At 60.6% G+C, this 15,981-nt stretch carries 15 protein-coding genes; 10 read left to right on the top strand and 5 right to left on the bottom strand.

Translation table 11 applies throughout. The annotated features are described in order from the left end of the window. From Q9295_RS05370 to Q9295_RS05340, 7 genes are all read left to right on the top strand, one after another. Positions 1-915 (top strand): ABC transporter permease, encoded by a 915-nt coding sequence (locus Q9295_RS05370; RefSeq protein ID WP_306679482.1) that lies wholly within the window; start codon positions 1-3, stop codon positions 913-915. Continuing rightward, a complete protein-coding gene (locus Q9295_RS05365) occupies positions 908-1,711 on the top strand; it encodes an ABC transporter permease (RefSeq protein ID WP_306679481.1) in 804 nt (267 codons plus the stop codon). The genes Q9295_RS05370 and Q9295_RS05365 overlap by 8 nt, the downstream gene beginning before the upstream one ends. Before the next feature lie 48 nt (positions 1,712-1,759). Then, positions 1,760-2,785, top strand: a complete 1,026-nt coding sequence (locus tag Q9295_RS05360; RefSeq protein ID WP_306679480.1) for an extracellular solute-binding protein — start codon at positions 1,760-1,762, stop codon at positions 2,783-2,785. Between the two features lie 108 nt (positions 2,786-2,893). After that, positions 2,894-4,330, top strand: coding sequence for an amidase (locus tag Q9295_RS05355; protein ID WP_306679479.1), 1,437 nt, complete (start codon positions 2,894-2,896; stop codon positions 4,328-4,330). Between the two features lie 22 nt (positions 4,331-4,352). Next, positions 4,353-5,288, top strand: coding sequence for a Gfo/Idh/MocA family protein (locus Q9295_RS05350; protein ID WP_306679478.1), 936 nt, complete (start codon positions 4,353-4,355; stop codon positions 5,286-5,288). After that, complete coding sequence (locus Q9295_RS05345) at positions 5,285-5,992, top strand: acylneuraminate cytidylyltransferase family protein (protein ID WP_306679476.1); 708 nt, start codon at positions 5,285-5,287, stop codon at positions 5,990-5,992. The genes Q9295_RS05350 and Q9295_RS05345 overlap by 4 nt, the downstream gene beginning before the upstream one ends. Then, complete coding sequence (locus Q9295_RS05340) at positions 5,985-6,776, top strand: SDR family NAD(P)-dependent oxidoreductase (RefSeq protein WP_306679475.1); 792 nt, start codon at positions 5,985-5,987, stop codon at positions 6,774-6,776. Before Q9295_RS05345 ends, Q9295_RS05340 begins: the two co-directional genes overlap by 8 nt. Here the strand turns inward: Q9295_RS05340 and Q9295_RS05335 are convergent. The 3 genes from Q9295_RS05335 to neuC are packed head-to-tail and all read right to left on the bottom strand — an operon-like array spanning position 6,763 to position 10,432. After that, positions 6,763-8,058: a 3-deoxy-D-manno-octulosonic acid transferase gene (locus tag Q9295_RS05335; RefSeq protein ID WP_306679474.1), complete on the bottom strand. Its 1,296-nt coding sequence runs from the start codon at positions 8,056-8,058 to the stop codon at positions 6,763-6,765. The genes Q9295_RS05340 and Q9295_RS05335 overlap by 14 nt on opposite strands. Then, positions 8,055-9,311 (bottom strand): 3-deoxy-D-manno-octulosonic acid transferase, encoded by a 1,257-nt coding sequence (locus Q9295_RS05330; protein ID WP_306679473.1) that lies wholly within the window; start codon positions 9,309-9,311, stop codon positions 8,055-8,057. Before Q9295_RS05330 ends, Q9295_RS05335 begins: the two co-directional genes overlap by 4 nt. Next, on the bottom strand, positions 9,311-10,432 hold the full coding sequence (gene neuC, locus Q9295_RS05325; RefSeq protein WP_306679472.1) for a UDP-N-acetylglucosamine 2-epimerase: 1,122 nt from the start codon (positions 10,430-10,432) through the stop codon (positions 9,311-9,313). The genes Q9295_RS05330 and neuC overlap by 1 nt, the downstream gene beginning before the upstream one ends. 304 nt (positions 10,433-10,736) lie before the next feature. On the opposite strand from neuC, the gene Q9295_RS05320 reads away from it, so the two are divergent. Further along, positions 10,737-12,212: a sulfatase-like hydrolase/transferase gene (locus tag Q9295_RS05320; protein ID WP_306679471.1), complete on the top strand. Its 1,476-nt coding sequence runs from the start codon at positions 10,737-10,739 to the stop codon at positions 12,210-12,212. A 264-nt stretch (positions 12,213-12,476) separates the two neighbouring features. Here Q9295_RS05320 and Q9295_RS05315 read toward each other — a convergent pair whose 3' ends face one another. After that, a complete protein-coding gene (locus Q9295_RS05315) occupies positions 12,477-13,250 on the bottom strand; it encodes a glycosyltransferase family protein (RefSeq protein ID WP_306679470.1) in 774 nt (257 codons plus the stop codon). A gap of 366 nt (positions 13,251-13,616) precedes the next feature. Continuing rightward, positions 13,617-14,657: an N-acetylneuraminate synthase family protein gene (locus Q9295_RS05310; RefSeq protein WP_306679469.1), complete on the bottom strand. Its 1,041-nt coding sequence runs from the start codon at positions 14,655-14,657 to the stop codon at positions 13,617-13,619. Positions 14,658-14,969: 312 nt separating this feature from the next. Here Q9295_RS05310 and Q9295_RS05305 point away from each other — a divergent pair, with 312 nt between their 5' ends. Both Q9295_RS05305 and Q9295_RS05300 read left to right on the top strand, forming a co-directional pair. After that, complete coding sequence (locus Q9295_RS05305) at positions 14,970-15,398, top strand: NUDIX hydrolase (RefSeq protein WP_306679468.1); 429 nt, start codon at positions 14,970-14,972, stop codon at positions 15,396-15,398. A 126-nt stretch (positions 15,399-15,524) separates the two neighbouring features. After that, complete coding sequence (locus Q9295_RS05300) at positions 15,525-15,977, top strand: DUF1178 family protein (RefSeq protein WP_306679467.1); 453 nt, start codon at positions 15,525-15,527, stop codon at positions 15,975-15,977. Positions 15,978-15,981: the final 4 nt, after the last annotated feature.

The raw sequence follows: 15,981 nt of genomic DNA, 5'->3' as shown, positions 1-15,981 counted from the left end.
ATGTCCAGCGCCGCTGAAGACCGGCAGATCCGCGCCTCTGCCCGCAATGCTTGGGCGCTTTCCGCCCCTGCCCTGTTCCTTTTGCTGATCGGCGCCTGTGGGCCTTTGCTGATCGTGGTGGTCTATTCCTTCCTGACCAAAGGGGCCACCGGCGGGGTGAAATGGGAGTTTTCCACCGATGCTTGGGTGAGCCTGCTTTATACGCGCGACATTTTTGATGACACGCTGAAGCTGGCCGATGCGCATTTGACGATTTTCTGGCGCTCGCTGAAAATCTCGATCCTAACGACGCTGATCACCTTTGCGGTGGGCTTTCCGACGGCGTGGTTCATCGCCACAAGACCCGCCAAAGCGCGGGCGTTTTGGCTTTTCCTCATCACCATCCCGTTCTGGACCAACCTGTTGATCCGCACCTTTGCGATCACCGAGGTGATCCGGGCCGAAGGGTTGATGAATACGGCTTTGATGGGGCTGGGGCTGATCTCCGAGCCGATCCGGATGATGAACACCGATACCGCGGTGCTGATTGGCATGGCCTATGTCTATCTGCCGCTGATGGTTTTGCCGCTTTTCGCCGCGATTGACCGCTTTGACATGCGGCTTTTGGAGGCGGGCTATGACCTTTACGCCAGCCGGATGCAGGTCTTGCGTCGGGTGATCTTGCCGATTGTGAAGCCGGGGATCATTGCAGGCTCGATCCTTGTTTTCGTGCCCTCGCTGGGGGCTTACGTCACGCCGCGCATCTTGGGCGGCGGCAAGAATATGATGATCGGCAACTTCATTGAGCTGCAATTTGGCCAAGGGCGGAACTGGCCTTTGGGGGCTTCGCTCTCGGTGGCGCTCTTGCTCTTGGTGATGGTGGCGCTGCTCTTCTATGTCCGGGTGGCTGGCAAGGGGAGCAATCCGCATGGCTGACAAAAGCTTTGAGGTCTCGCGCCTGCCGGGCTTTGGCGCGATCGCGGTGGTGGTGTTCTTGGTGCTTTATGTGCCGATCTTCACGCTGGTGATCTATAGCTTCAACGCAGGCACCACGATCACCCATTGGCAGGGCTGGTCGGTGAAATGGTATTACGACGCTTGGGCCAATGTGGCGATCAAAGAGGCGGCGGTGCGATCGTTGGTGCTGGCCTCGGCGGCGGCGGTGATCTCGACCTCGGTCGCGACGATGGCGGCGCTGGCGACGACGCGGCGGCGGGCGTTCAAGGGGCAATCGGTGATCTTTGTGGCGATCAACCAGCCCTTGATGGTGCCCGAGATCGTGACGGCGGTGGCGCTTTTGATCTTCTTTGGCGTGCTGAAATCTTGGACCGGCTATCAGGGCATGGGCTATTTGATCTTGGCGCACTCGGCCTTTTGCATCCCCTTTGCCTATCTGCCGATCCGGGCGCGGCTTGAAGGCATGGATCTGTCGCTGGAGACCGCGGCGGCGGATCTTTACGCAACGCCTTGGCAGACCTTCCGCCGGGTGACCTTGCCGCTGTTGGGACCGGGCATTGCGGCGGGGGCAATGCTGGCCTTCGTAATCTCACTCGACGATGTGGTGATCACGGAATTTGTGAAAACCGCCGGGCAAGAGACCCTACCCACCTATATGCTGGGCCAATTGCGGCGCGAGATGACGCCCGAGGTTAATGCCATCTCGACCGGGCTTCTGGCGGTTACGGTGTTGTTGTTGATCGCCTTTTCACTGGTCAATCGGAAGAAATCCTAAACCACGATGGGCACAACAGCCCGCGCAATAGACAATAGGGAGTATGAGATGAAGAAAATGCTGAGCGCTGCGGCGCTACTCTGCGCGAGCACCTCGCTGGCTTCGGCCGAGGGCACATTGCAGCTTTTCAACTGGGGCGATTACACCAACCCCGAGCTTTTGACCAAGTTTGAGGCCGAGACCGGCATCAAAGTCACCGTCACCGATTACGACAGCAATGACACCGCCTTGGCCAAGATCCGCGCTGGCGGGCATGGCTTTGACCTTGTGGTGCCTTCGGCCAACTATATGCCGGTCTTCGTGGAAGAGGGTCTGCTGCAAGAGCTTGACCACTCCAAGCTGGCCAATATCGGCAACATCGACCCGCAATGGGTGAATGTGAGCTGGGATGAGGGCCGCAAACACTCGGTTCCGTGGCAATGGGGTTCGACCGGTATGGTTGTGAACACCGATGTTTATAAGGGCGACATCAACACCTCGGCGATCTTCTTGGACGTGCCGGAAGAGCTGAAGGGTAAGATCAACGTCACGCCCGAGATGAACGATATCGTCAATATGACGGTTTGGTATTTCGGCGGCGAGACCTGCTCGGAAGATCCTGAAGTGCTGAAAAAGGCCCGCGATGCACTGATTGCGGCCAAGCCCGACTGGATCGCGATGGATTATGGCATGACTGAGCGCATGTCGAACAATGAATGGGCGGCTTCGGTCTATTGGAACGGTGCGGCTTTGCGCTCGCGCATCAACAACCCGCCGGTGGCCTATGGCTATCCGAAAGAAGGCTATCCGCTGTTCATGGATTCGGTGGCGATCTTGAAAGATGCCAAGAATGTCGAGGAAGCCTATAAGTTCCTCGATTTCATCATGTTGCCGGAGAATGCCGCGCTGATCTCGGCCTATGCGCGCTATGCCAATGGCATTGCAGGCTCGTCTGAGTTCATGCCCGAGGACATGAAGGGTGCGCCTGAGGTGGAGATCCCCGAAGAGCATAAAGCGGCCGGGATCTTCTTGGAGACCTGCTCGCCGAAATCGCAGGAATATATCACTGCGATCTGGACCGAGTTGATGAAGTAAGCCCTTTGGGCTGAGCTTGTGCCGGGGTCTGAAAGGGCCCCGGCATTTCTTTTGGCCGGCCGCCGGGGGGATCCTCCCCCCGGGCCCCCCTGGAGTATTTGGGTCAAGATGAAATCAGCAGAGCTTCTTGGGCTGTCGGCAACGGAATTGTCGCGGTTGATCCATGCGCGGAAAGTGGCGCCTTCGGAGGTGATGGCGGCTTGGCTGGAGCGGGTGGCTTCGGTCAATGGCGCGGTGAATGCCATTGTGAGCCTGCGCGATCCGGATGACTTGATGGCCGAGGCGCGGGCATTGGATGATGTGGCGCCTGTGGGGTGGCTGCATGGGATTCCCTTAGCGATCAAAGATTTGCTGGCGACGAAGGGGTTGCGGACCACCTATGGCTCTCCGCTTTACGCCGATTTTTTGCCGGAGGCGGATGACCTTGTGGTGGCGCGGATCCGGACCTCGGGCGCGGTGATTGCGGGCAAGACCAATACGCCGGAATGGGGGCAAGGCTCGCATTCGTTCAACCCGGTGCATGGGGTGACGCGGAACCCTTATGATCTGGCGCGCTCGGCGGGCGGGTCTTCGGGCGGGGCGGCGGCGGCTTTGGCAAGCGGGATGGCTTGGGTCGCGGATGGCTCGGATATGATGGGGTCGTTGCGCAATCCGGCAGGGTTTTGCAACGTTTACGGGCTGCGGCCGACATGGGGGCTGGTGCCGGGGGATGCTGGCGGCGAGACGCATCTGGCGACTTTGGCAACCGAAGGGCCGATGGCGCGGACGGTTGAGGATCTGGCGCGGTTCTTGGGCGTGATGGCCGGGGAGAACCGGGAGACGCCCTTCCCTCGGGCTTTGCCGGACCTGTTGTCGGGGCTTGAGGCGGGGGTGAAGGGCAAAAAGATCGGCTGGCTGGGCGATTGGGGTGGCGCCTATCCGATGGAGCCGGGAATTCTGGCGGCCTGCGAGGCGGGCTTGCGGGTGCTGGAGGATTTGGGGGCTGAGGTGGAGACCCTGCCGCCGCCCTTCCCTGCCCAGGAGTTGTGGCAAGCTTGGATTGCGCTTCGGGCGATGCTGAATGCGGGAGGCAAGAGTGATCTGGCGCGGGATCCGGCGAAACGGGCGCTGACCAAGGCCGAGACGATCTGGGAGATTGAACGCGGGGCCGGGCTGACGGCGGCGGAGGTCTATGCCGCGAGTGAGATCCGCAGCCGCTGGTATCGCGACGCCGCGCGGATGTTTGACCGGTTCGATGCGGTGGTGCTGCCCTCGGCCCAGGTTTGGCCCTTCCCGGCGGAATGGCGTTGGCCCGAGGAGATCGCGGGTGTGCGGATGGACACGTATCACCGCTGGATGGAGGTGGTGGTGCCGGCAAGCCTGATCGGACTGCCAGCTCTGTCGGTGCCTTTGGGCTTTGGGCCGCAGGGCCTGCCTTCGGGGATGCAGATCATTGGCCGTTCGGGCGATGATGCCGGGGTTTTGGCGATCGGGCAGGCCTATCACCGCGCAACGCTTTGGCCGCAGCGCCAGCCGGCTCTGGCGGCGGGGGCCGTTTCGCGCTAGCCATAGCCGAAAAGGGGGCCACATGCGGGTTCTGGTGATCGGGGCCGGGTCGATTGGACGCCGGCATCATGACAATTTCAACGCTTTGGGGGCCGAGGCGCATCTGCTGTCATGGCGCGAGGCGGGTCTGGACGGCGCTTTGGCGGCGATGGATGGCGCGGATGCGGTGGTGGTGGCGACCGCCACCGATGTGCGGCTGCCTTTGATCGAGGCGGCGGCGTTGCGCGGTCTACCTTTGTATATCGAAAAACCCTTGGCTTTCGCGCCTTCGGAGGTTGAAGCGATTGCTGCGGCGGCGGCCCCGGTCGCCGATCGCTCGATGCTCGGGTATATGATGCGCTACCATCCGGCCTTGCGGGCTATGGCTGCGATGGATTTGGCCGATATGTTCCAATTCTCCATATCCATCGGGCATGATGTCACTCAATGGCGGCAAAATTGGCTGTTTAGTGAAAGTTATGCCGCGCGGGCTGAGGGCGGCGGCGTGCTCTTGGATCTTTGCCATGAGCTGGATTTGGCCTTGTGTCTCTTCCCCGATTTGCAGGTCACGGGGGTGCAGTCGCTGGGGCATCCTCGGTTTGAGGGGGTGGATTTCGCCAGCCGAATTTCGCTGCAAGCGGGGCGCTTGGTGGGCGAGGTTTCGATGGATTATCTGACGCCGGGCTTGCACCGCCGCACCCTTCTGCGCGGTTCTGAGCAGATGCTGGACTTCGATTTTGCCCAGCAGATCTATCGGGTGACGGATGGCGCGGGCTCGCGGCTGTTGGATCTGCCGCTGGAGCGCAATGCGATGTTTATGGAGGCCGCGCGCGATTTCCTTGGGCTGGCCTTTGGCGGTGAGGTATCCGTTAACCCCTTGATGCCACGCTTGGATCAGGCGCTGGGCTCGGCGCGGATCGTGGCGCAGGCCTGGGGCGCGCGGCAATTTATCGGTGAGATCACGAAGGAGATCCCATGATCTTGGGTCATATCGGCGCCCGCAAGGGCAGCAAGGGCGTGCCGCGCAAGAACTTTCGCCCGATCTGCGGTAAGCCGCTGATCGACTGGTCGCTGGATCAGTTGTTCGCACATCCGCAGGTCGATGCCGTGGTGGTCTCGACCGATGACGAAGAAATCTATGAGCATGCGGTGGCAAAGGGCGCGCTGAAGATCGGCCTGCGGCCGGCGCATTTGGCCACCGATGCGGCGGGCAAGTTTGGCGTTTGGCAACATGCGCTGGAGGCCTCCGAGGCGCTGATTGGCAAGGTGGATGCCTTCTTGGACCTTGACTGCACCTCGCCTTTGCGGCTGCCGGAAGACATCACCGGTGCGCTACAACTTTACAATATCGAACATCCTGACCTTGTGATGAGCTGCTGCGAGGCCCGAAAGAATCCATATTTCAACCTTGTTGAGCCTGATGCCTCGGGCGCGCTGCATGTCTCAAAACCCCTGCCCGGCGGTGTGGTTGCGCGCCAACAAGCACCGGTGGTCTATGAGCATGCGGCTTCCACCTATGTGGTCTCGCCCGATTATCTGAAGCGCTCTAAGGGGCTATGGGAGGGGCGTGTAATCCCCTTCCTGATGCCCGCCGAGCGCTGCGTTGATATCGACAGCCCGTTTGACTTCCGCCTTGTCGAATTCCTGCTTAACGATGCCCTGAATGAGGCCCGCAATGACTGAACAGTTGAAAGACCGCACCATTTTCATCACCGGCTCGGGCGGGGTTTTGGGCTCTACCTATGTGCGGCGGATGCTGGCGCAGGGCGCGCGAGTCATTGGCTCGGATCTGCCGGGACATCGCGCCGATGCTTTGGTGGAAGCGCATGGCAAGAACCCGAACTTCCGCTTCTATCCCCTTGATGTTGCGAATGAAGATGAGGTCACCCAGATCTTTACGCGCATCCTGAAAGACGGCTGGGAGCCGAATGTGGTCCTTAACAATGCCGCCATCACCGGCGAGTTGTTGATGGGGGCCGGCAAGGGTTTTCCGGATTTCTGCGACCTTGAGGTCTCAGATTGGGAAAAGACCATGCGCACGAACCTGACCGCGCCCTTCATGGTCGCGCGGCAGATGGACCGCGATATCGTGGGCAAATATCCCTGCACGCTGATCAACGTGGCCTCGATGTATGCGCTAAACGGCGCGCATCACCGGATTTATGAGGGCATGCCCTTCAAGAATTTCTCGGCTTACGGCGTGTCAAAAGCGGGGATTCACGGGCTGACGGTTTGGCTGGCGGGCTATTGGGCCAAGCGCGGTGCGACGGTCAACACCATCGCCCCCGGTGCGGTTTTCAACAATCATTCCGAGGAGTTCCAGCGCCGGGTCGGTGAGTTGATCATGCTGGACCGCATGGCCAAACCCGATGAGATCGCCGATGCGATGCTGTTTTTGGCATCTTCTGCGGCGGGCTATATGACCGGGCAATTGCTGAACGTCGATGGCGGGTTCAGCGGCTGGTAAGAAGCGGCTCCAGCACCGCCAGACTGCGGGCGGTGGCGCCGGAATGGGCCTGCAAGAAGGCCTCAATTTCAGCCGATGACGGCCCCGGCCAGAGGGTCGGATCAAGGGCGCGGGGGAGATCCTCCGCGCCTTTTGCGTGGAAACAGACGCCCGCCGCGATCGCCTCAACCGCCGGATATTCGATCGTATGGATCGCGGGACCGACGATCACGGGGCGGCCAAGCGCCAAAGGCTCGATGATATTATGCGCGCCATGCGGGGTGAAACCGCCGCCGGTGACGGTGCGATCGGCCATGGCAAGGTAGAAATACATCTCGCCCAGAGAGTCGCCGATCAGGATGTCGGGACCTTGCAGCGCGGGCGCGGCTTCAGGGCGTAGGGTCAGGCTTTCGGTGAAGATCTGGCTCCGTCGGATCGCTTTGAGGCCCCTTGCGGCGATGATTTCTGCAGTCTCATCAAAGCGTTCGGGCTTGCGCGGGACATAGATGATGAAGGGCGGGTTCGGGGCTTTTAGGGCAGCCTCGATTGCGGTGAGATAGGTGTCATCCTCGCCCTCGACCACCGAGGCGAAGGTGATAACGGGGCGGCTTTGCGCAAGGGCGGCGCGGGCGGCGGGTGCGGCTTCTAAAAGGGCCTCGGGGATCGGCTGGTCAAAGCGCAGCTCGCCGGTGACATGGATGTTTTGCACGCCCACGGCGGCAAAACGCTCGGCCTGCATCTGGGATTTGACCAAGGCGCCCGCAAAGCCGCGCATCACGGCGGGGCGCAGCGGGAATTTGGCGTCGCGGGCAACCGATTTCGACGGGTAGCCCGCGTTGCACATATAGAGTGGCACGCCGGCGTCGCGGGCGGCGAAGGTAAGGCGGGGCCAGATTTCCACCTCCATCACCAACCCCAGTTTCGGGCGGAAGCTGCGGAAGAAGCCTTTGAAACACCAGTTTAATTCAAGCGGGATCCAGACGGGTTGCAGTTGGCCTGCTTTGATCTCGGTGGCGAAAACGCGGGCGGCTTCGCGCCGTCCGGCGGGGGTGAAATGGGTGATGACGACGCGCTCGCCCCGGTTCAGGAGCGCGCGGATGAGCGGGACGGCAGAGCGCAATTCGCCAAGGCTGACGGCATGGACCCAGACCGCGCCGGGCATGGGCATGGCGTAGCGGCCAAAGCGCTCACCAAGGTGCTGGGCGTAGAGCGGGTCTTTGCGGCCGCGCCGGCGCAGGTAGAGCAGGATCGCCGGGAGGGCGAGGCTCCAAAGCGCGGACCATAGGGCGAGAAAGAGCCTCATTTCATGAGCCTAAGGAGATCGGAGGCCAAGGGCGCGAGGCTGCCTTTGGCGGCATCGGAAAGCGCGCGGGCTTTGGCGACCATGTTGGAGTGATCGGCGGCAAGGGCGGCGGGGAGGCTTTCTGCGCTGACCGCAAGCGCGGCCCCTGCCCCGTCTAAGCTGCTGTAATCGGCGGAGAAATTGGCGGTGTGCGGACCGTGCAGGATGGCTGTGTTCAAAGCGGCAGCCTCCCACGGGTTGTGGCCCTCGATCGCGCTGAAGCTGCCGCCGATAAGGGCAGTTGGCGCGAGGCGATACCAAAGGCCGAGCTGGCCAAAGGCGTCGGCGATATGGACTTGAGTTGAGGCGGAGGGTTTTGGGGTTTGGCTTTGCAGGGTGGTGCTGAGGCCTAAACTGCCGCCAGTCTCAGCGATTTGGGGGCCGCGCGGGGGATCGCGGGGGACGATCACCAGCAGCGCATTGGCTTGGGTTTTCAGATGGTTGCGATGGGCCGCAAGGGCCACGGCCTCATCCTCGGGGTGGGAGGAGGCCAAGAGCCAAAGCGGGCGGCCCGCAAGCGCCTTGGTCATCGCCGCAAGGGCGGCGGGGTCGACGCCAAGCGCGGGGGCGGCGGCTTTGAGCGAGCCAGTCACCTGAGGATCCTTTGCCCCAAGGGCGGTGAGGTTGCGCGCGGTGGTGGCATCTTGCGCCGCGATCAAGCGGAAGCGGCGGAAAAGATTGCCATAAAGCGATTTGGCGCGGGCGCGGCTGGCAAAGGCGCGGTCGTTCATCCTTGCGTTGACCAATGCCAACGGGATGCCGGCGCGGTCGGCCTCGACCACGGCGGCGGGCCAGAGGTCTTGCTCGGCCCAGATTGAGAGATCGGGGCGCCAATGGGCAAGGAAGCGGCGCAGGTAGCGCGGCGCGTCGAGGGGCAGGAATTGATGCGTGGTGCGGGGCGGCAGGTTGGCGCCCATCACCTGCCCCGAGGAGCGCGCGGTTGAGGTGACAAGGAAGCTGAGGTCGGGCGCTTCAGCCGCAAGCGCGCCAATAAGGCCGCGCAGGGCCAGCACCTCGCCCAAACCAACGGCGTGAAGCCAGATGAGCCGGCCTTCGGGGCGCGGGACCGAGGCCTCACCCAGCTTTTCGCGCCAGCGTTTGGGGTCTTCCTTGCCGCGTTTCACCCGACGGCGCAGCACCGCGGGGGCGATCAGCGGCAAAGCCCGCACAAGGCCGAGGTAGAAGGCAAGTTGGCCCGAGCCCTTGGCCGCCATCACTCGGCGTCCTGAAAGGCCTTTTGCAGCGGCCGTTCCCAAAAGGCTGGATCTGCAAGGGTTTGCACGAAGCGTCCTGCCGCTCCACCCTGCCCGAATCCCGCATCGGGGGCGTGGCGACGGCCCCATTCCTCGGCCAAGAAGCGGGCGATGCAGGCGCTGTCAGCGGCCTCGCAGGCGGTGACAGAGTTCGCGTCCGAGCGGTTGGCTTGTCTGGTGCCGATGTCGAGCGAGGCCAAGCCGATGAAGGGTGCTTCGCGAACACCTGCAGAGGAATTGCCGACCATGCAGGCCGCGCTTTTCATCAGTTCAGAGAAATGCGCGAAACGCATCGAGGGCAGCACGCGGAAACGGTCATTCGGCAGTTGGTCGAGCACGGCGAAGATCGCCTCGGAGCCGGGGTCATTGTTGGGCGCGATCACCACAAAATTGCGGCCCGAGGCTTCAAGGCCAGCGAAAAGATCGGCCGCCTGCTGGCCCATCGTCGCTTGTTCCGAGGTCACCGGATGGAAAGTGGCGATGCCGTAATCGTCGAAGGGGATGGCATAGCGGGCCTTCACCTCTTCCAGGCTGACGCCCGAGGGCCGGGCGTGAAAATCAAGCTCGGGCGAGCCGATGACATGGATGTTCTGCGCCGGCTCTCCCAAGGCTTTGACGCGAGTCGCCGCCGCCTCGGAGGAGACGAAGTGATGCGTGCAGAGCTTGGTGTTGCAGTGGCGGAACACCTCATCAATGGTGCCAGAGACCTCTCCCCCCTCAACATGCGCCGAGCGGACATAGTTCATCGCCGAAACCAAAGCGCCGGCCAGAGCCTCAACCCGATCGCCGTGCAGCACGATGAGATCGGGGCGATGCTCGGCGACATAATCGGAAAAGCCGGTCACGGTTTTGGCCAGCACGATGTCTTGCGGATCGCCGGGGCGCTGGTTGACGAAATCATGCACCGCGACGCCGGGCATGCGCGACACTTCAAGCTTGGTGAGCCCATAGCGGTCCAGCATATGCATGCCGGTGACGAAAAAGCCGACGCGATGCCCCGCATCCCGCGCAGCAGCCGCGAGCGGTTCAAGCTTGCCGAAATCGGCGCGGGTGCCGGTGAGGAAGAGGATCGAACGGGTCATCCCGAGTGTATGGCGCGAAATCGGCCGCGCGTCTAGGGAAGCGGGCGGGTAAGCCTTGCCGAGCGAGAGCAGTTGACAGGCCCGCAGTTTAGCGAAACCCTGCCGCCCGTGTTGCGGAGTATAAGCTTTGGCTAAAAGTCTTGCCTTGCGCGTTTTTCGCGCATTCGTCTCAATGCTATTCGGCGCTGGTTTAATTCAGCACGCGATCGAGAGATTTGACCTCTCGACCCGGCTGATGGGTTTTTCGCTATCGCCTGTGACGACATCGCTTACGGTAACCGTCTTAGTCATTAGCGCTATCTCTTTGATTTTACCGCTGATCTGGCGGCAACCGGATCGTCTTACACGTCTGGCCGGGGCGGCGGGACTGCTGGCTTTGGCACTGACAGTGCCCTTCACCTTCCTTGCCACCAATTTTGGCTATGTTGACCTTGAGACAGTTTTGATTGCGATCGCGGACAACAATCCGGTCGATATGATGAACGTCGCGATGAAAGACTTTGCCAAGCCATTGTTGGAATCCGCTGTAATCACCGCGCTTTTGCTATTCTGCGGTTGGTATCTGCTGCGAAGCCTGCCCTATTTTGCGCCGCTCCTGCTGGCACTTTCGATATTTGGCATCGCCGTCAGCCATCCGGTTGCCTATCTCTGGCGGCAGGCTTTTCCTGATCCGGCGCTGAACATGGTGGGATTGGACGATCTGCGCCCGCCGGTGGTGACTTCGGTCCCGGCGCAAAAGCCCAATCTGGTGATCATCTATCTGGAATCGCTTGAGCGCAGTTACCGCGACATCCCGGCTTCGGCCGATGCGTTTAAAGCATTGGCAGCAATGGAGGATCGGGGATTTTCGGCCCGCAATCTTGGTCAGGTCAAAGGCACGCATTTCAGCGCGGCAGGCCTTGTCGCCTCGCAATGTGGCATCCCGCTGCTGCCGCGCGGCTTGACAGACCCCAAGGAGTTGAAATCGGCGGATGATGTGGCGACACATGGCATGGCGCAGTTTCTGCCGGGGGTCGATTGCCTGAGCGATGTGTTGCAGGCACAGGGCTATGAAGGGGCCTATGTGAACGGCTCGGACACCGAGATTTTTGCGATTGCCGATTTCTTGAAGGGTCATGGTGTCGGCCGGGTGCGTGGGCTGAAGAATGAGCCCGCCTATGCCAATATCCCCGGCACCAACACCTGGGGCGTACCGGATACAACTTTGTTTGAGGCCGGGCGCGAAGAGTTGGACCGGCTGGCCGCAGGCGATAAACCTTTCTATCTGATGATCTTTACCGCCTCGACCCACGGGCCAGCGGGCTATCTGGACCCCGGTTGTGACTATGTGCCCCCGATCAAACCGCGGCGGTCCGACAGTCTTATGCCGGCGACGATCCATTGTACTGGAAAGCTGATCGAAGGGTTCTTGGACGATTTGGAAGAGCGCGGCTTGGCAGACAACACCGTGGTTGCGGTGATGAGCGACCATCTGGCGATGCCCAACACGATGGTGAAAGAGTTGAATGCTGTTGGCGAGGCGCGGCGCAATTACTTTACCATCCTGAACAGCCCTCGCGCGTCAGAGCCGGTGGTGGTCGATCGCCCCGCCACCATGCTGGATATCTATCCAACCTTACTTGAGGCTTTGGGCTTTCAGCTGAAAGACGGCGCTGCCAATCTGGGCCGGTCGCTTTTCTCAAACGAGGCGACCTTGGCCGAGACGTTAGGATTGAATGTCTTGGACCGCGCGCTCTTTGGCAACCAAGAAATCCGACGCAGCGTCTGGACCCCGCGCTAGCGCTGGTGCCCGAGCGCAGAGGGCGAGAAAAGGCACTGCGCAAAAAAACTATTGCGGCCGCGCAATCGCATAGGCTTCGCGGCATAACGTTTTCGCAGGAAAAGTGAATCAAGCCTTTGGCAGATCGAGGCTAAGGCCAGCAGGCACGAAGTTGGGCTCATAGAGCGCTTGGACTTGGCTGGTCGAGCTGGCGTCATTATTACTCAGCAGCTCGCCTCAGCGAACTTGGCCATGGTCCCGGTGAGGAAAAGACTGAACAGATCATCATAGTCTACTATGCGCAGCGTTAACCTCATCTATAACTGCATCGACCCGGTACTTAAATCTCAATGTAGCCTCTCGGCAAACTTGGAGCATCTGAGGCTGCGCGAGCCCCTTCCTCAAATCATCTGCCCACCGCTTCGCTGAACTGTAAAACGGCGGATATCTGTAGGACGAAAACTTTCCAGAGAACGGAATACAAATTACACGCCGCCCCATTAACAAAGACCAATAGACACCGTGATACGAGTTTGAAACGACCGTTCGTCCACTTGCGATGAAGGCCAGCGCCTCCTCAAGGCTAGAGCAATTATTGGAGAGCGAAGGCATCCAGCTTGGAATATTAATGCCCTGACCAGCGGTCTTTCCGGCATGATAGTAAAACACCACATCATGCTCCGGAGGCTTTACAATATCGAACAGTGGCGACATGCAGCTCACGCATGGCGCAAAATCATATCGTTTATCTCCAAAATCACGACTACCAATCAATTCGCAAAGACGTCGTGACGCGCTATATCTGAAAGAAATCGGAAAAGTCTGAACGGTACTTACACCCCATGCGATATGTCGGGTGGTTTGCCCACGGATCACTCCCGCCTCTTTACTTAAAGATCCGAAGATCTTCCCCCCACCATAAATTCCGATGTCGTAGGCGGCGCCAGCCTTCCTTAGATCTCGAGCTTCAGCCCCCGGCCAATTAAAGTAGTCGAATGGGCTACACCAACGATCGCCAATATTGCGAGTCTCTCGCAAGTGTTGAAAAACCAGCTTCATTGTGAATCCCTAGAACCATTTGAGATATATAATGGAAGCCTCTCCAAAAAATTTAATGCAGTTCGATCTTCATTCAGATTTCTGCGGATGTCGCTCTCATATTTCGACACCGAGCAAGCCGTCACCGATCTTCGCTTCATCTTATGACCCAGAACATTGAGTGTCCTTGTGAAGTAAAGGTTCAATTGAAGTCGCCGCGTTGATGTAAAATCCCCTCCCCCACCACTTGTAATGGGTACAAGGAAGACGTCCCCTACCAAGTTACCACTCCCAGTCGATTGAGCAGCAGCTCCACGTTTGTTCGCCTTTTCCTCACCGGATCAAGGCCGTGAAACGAAACGGCCTCGCTATCGAACGGAGCAGTCATCACCCAAGATACTCCCACTTCAACTGCGTATTCCGCGTCACCGCGCGGTTCAGGCGTTTGCCGACCACTTTGTCGAAGTCATAGGCCGCGATCTCGCCCGAGCCGGGGCGGCGGGCCCAGATGTCGGCTTCGGTGATGACATGGCCCTCGGGCAGATCGGCATCGGCCACGACCGAGCCGCGGGCGAAGCGGTAGACGTCTTCTTCCGGGGCCGAGCGCTCTTTGGGGTTATTGGCCGCGATCCAGATCTCTTTCGAGCGGTCGATCAAAAGGCGCAACTCGGCCGGGTCCATCGAATTGATGATATCAGGGCCCTTGCGATAGCGCGTGTCGGTATAGTGCCGCTCAAGGATCGAGGCCCCCAGAGCCACCGAGGCCAAGGCCATCTCCGGCCCGATCGAATGGTCTGAAAAGCCGACAACCGCGTTCGGGAAGGCTTCTTTGAGGTCGGTCACGCCGCGCAAGGACACGATCTCAGCCGGGCTGGGATAAAGGTTGGTGCATTCCAAAAGCGCGTAAGGCACGCCCGATGCCTCAAGGATCTCGACCGAGGCGCGAAGGGTTTCAATGGTTTGCATGCCCGTGGACAGGATCACCGGCTTGCCCTTGCGGGCGATGTGGCGAATGAGCGGCAGATTGTCTGCCTCACCCGAGCCGATCTTATAGGCCGGCACATCCAAGCTTTCGAGGTAATCCGCCGCCGCCCGGCTGAAGGGCGTCGAGATCCAGATCATGCCAAGCTCTTCGGAATAGCGCTTCAGCTCTGCCTCTTCGTCCAAGCTCAGCGCGCAACGCTCCATCACATGCCAGATCGAGACATCGGCATTGGGCGGGAAGATCGACTTCGCCTCATCCGTCATCTCATCTTCCAAGATATGGGTCTGATGCTTGATCATCTCGCAGCCCGCAGCGGCGGCGAGGCGCACCATCTCTTTGGCAACGTTCAGATCACCGCCGTGATTGATGCCAATCTCGGCAATCACCAAGGGCGGATGAGCGGCGCCGATTTTACGGCCGGCGATGGTGATTTCATTGGACATGGATGGGGCTCCTTCGGCCCCCGTGGTCGCAAAGGCGGGGGGCCTTGTCAAGAAAGCGGACGGGGCAGCGCTTGGGAGCGGCCTTGGCGGGGCTGTCACTGCGGGTTGCGCCGCAAAAACCGGCAAAATACGTCGCCGAAATGCGACATTTGGCGAAAATCCGCCAAGAGCGCTGTTGCTTCACATTTAATCATGCTTAGCTGGGCGCAATGAAGAAGCCCCCGTCAGCAGGGGCCAAATGTGGCAGGCAGAAACGTGGGAAAGCTTCAAAAACAGATTATGCGCGCGGCAGCCGCCGAGGGCCCCTGCGCGATGTCCACCCGTGACCAGATCGGCGCCTTGTGCTGGCGCCCTCAGGGTAAGGGGCATGAGGTTTTGCTGATCACCAGCCGCGACACTGGGCGCTGGGTGATCCCCAAAGGCTGGCGGATGCAGGGCCTGACCGATTCCCGTGCTGCTGCGCAAGAAGCTTGGGAAGAGGCGGGCATCAAGGGCGAGCCCAATGACGATGCGGTGGGCTTCTTTGCCTATCGCAAAGTGCTCGACGGCGGCAAAAGCGTGCCTTGCGTGGTCAAGGTCTTCCCGCTGAAGGTGGACCGCTTGGCCAGCGCCTATCCCGAAAAGGGCCAGCGCCGCCGCAAATGGTTTGCGCCAGAAAAGGCCGCCAAAAAGGTGGATGAGCCGGATCTGCGGCAGTTGATCCTCTCCTTCATGCCGCAGGACGACGCGGCAGAGGGCTAATGCCACTTGCCCAAAGAGCCGCGCCGTGAAGGTGACCGACGCTCGCGTGATCACACCCTTGCACCTGCCGCGCCATCGACTAGATTCTCTTGACCCCGACCTTTTCGCCTTGGGGGGAAAGACCAGATGATCCGCTACGCCCTCTCCTGCGCGCAAGACCACAGCTTTGAAAGCTGGTTTCAAAACGCAGATGCCTTTGATGCGCTGTTGCGCGCGGGCCAACTTTCTTGCCCGATCTGCGGCGATGCCAAGGTCAGCAAAGGGCTGATGGCGCCTGCCGTCTCTCCCTCGCGCCGGGCAGAGGCCGCCAAAGCGCGGGCCGAGGCGCCCAGCGAAGCTGCCCCCTTGGCCGCGCAATCTGAACTGGAAAAGGCGCTGGCCGAGATGCGCCGCCATATCGAGACCAATTCCGAATATGTCGGCGGCAATTTCGTATCCGAAGCTCGCGCGATGCATGAGGGCGAGACCCCCGGCCGCTCGATCTATGGCGAGGCCAAACCCGAAGAGGCCCGCAAGCTGCTCGATGACGGCATTGCGGTCACGCCCCTGCCCTTCCTGCCGCGGCGCAAAACCAATTAAGGCG

It is taken from the genome of Pseudogemmobacter lacusdianii (genome assembly GCF_030848395.1).
GTDB classification, from domain to species: domain Bacteria; phylum Pseudomonadota; class Alphaproteobacteria; order Rhodobacterales; family Rhodobacteraceae; genus Pseudogemmobacter; species Pseudogemmobacter lacusdianii.
The sequence above is the reverse complement of the archived record's forward strand: the minus strand, read 5'-3'. Positions and strand labels throughout refer to the sequence as shown.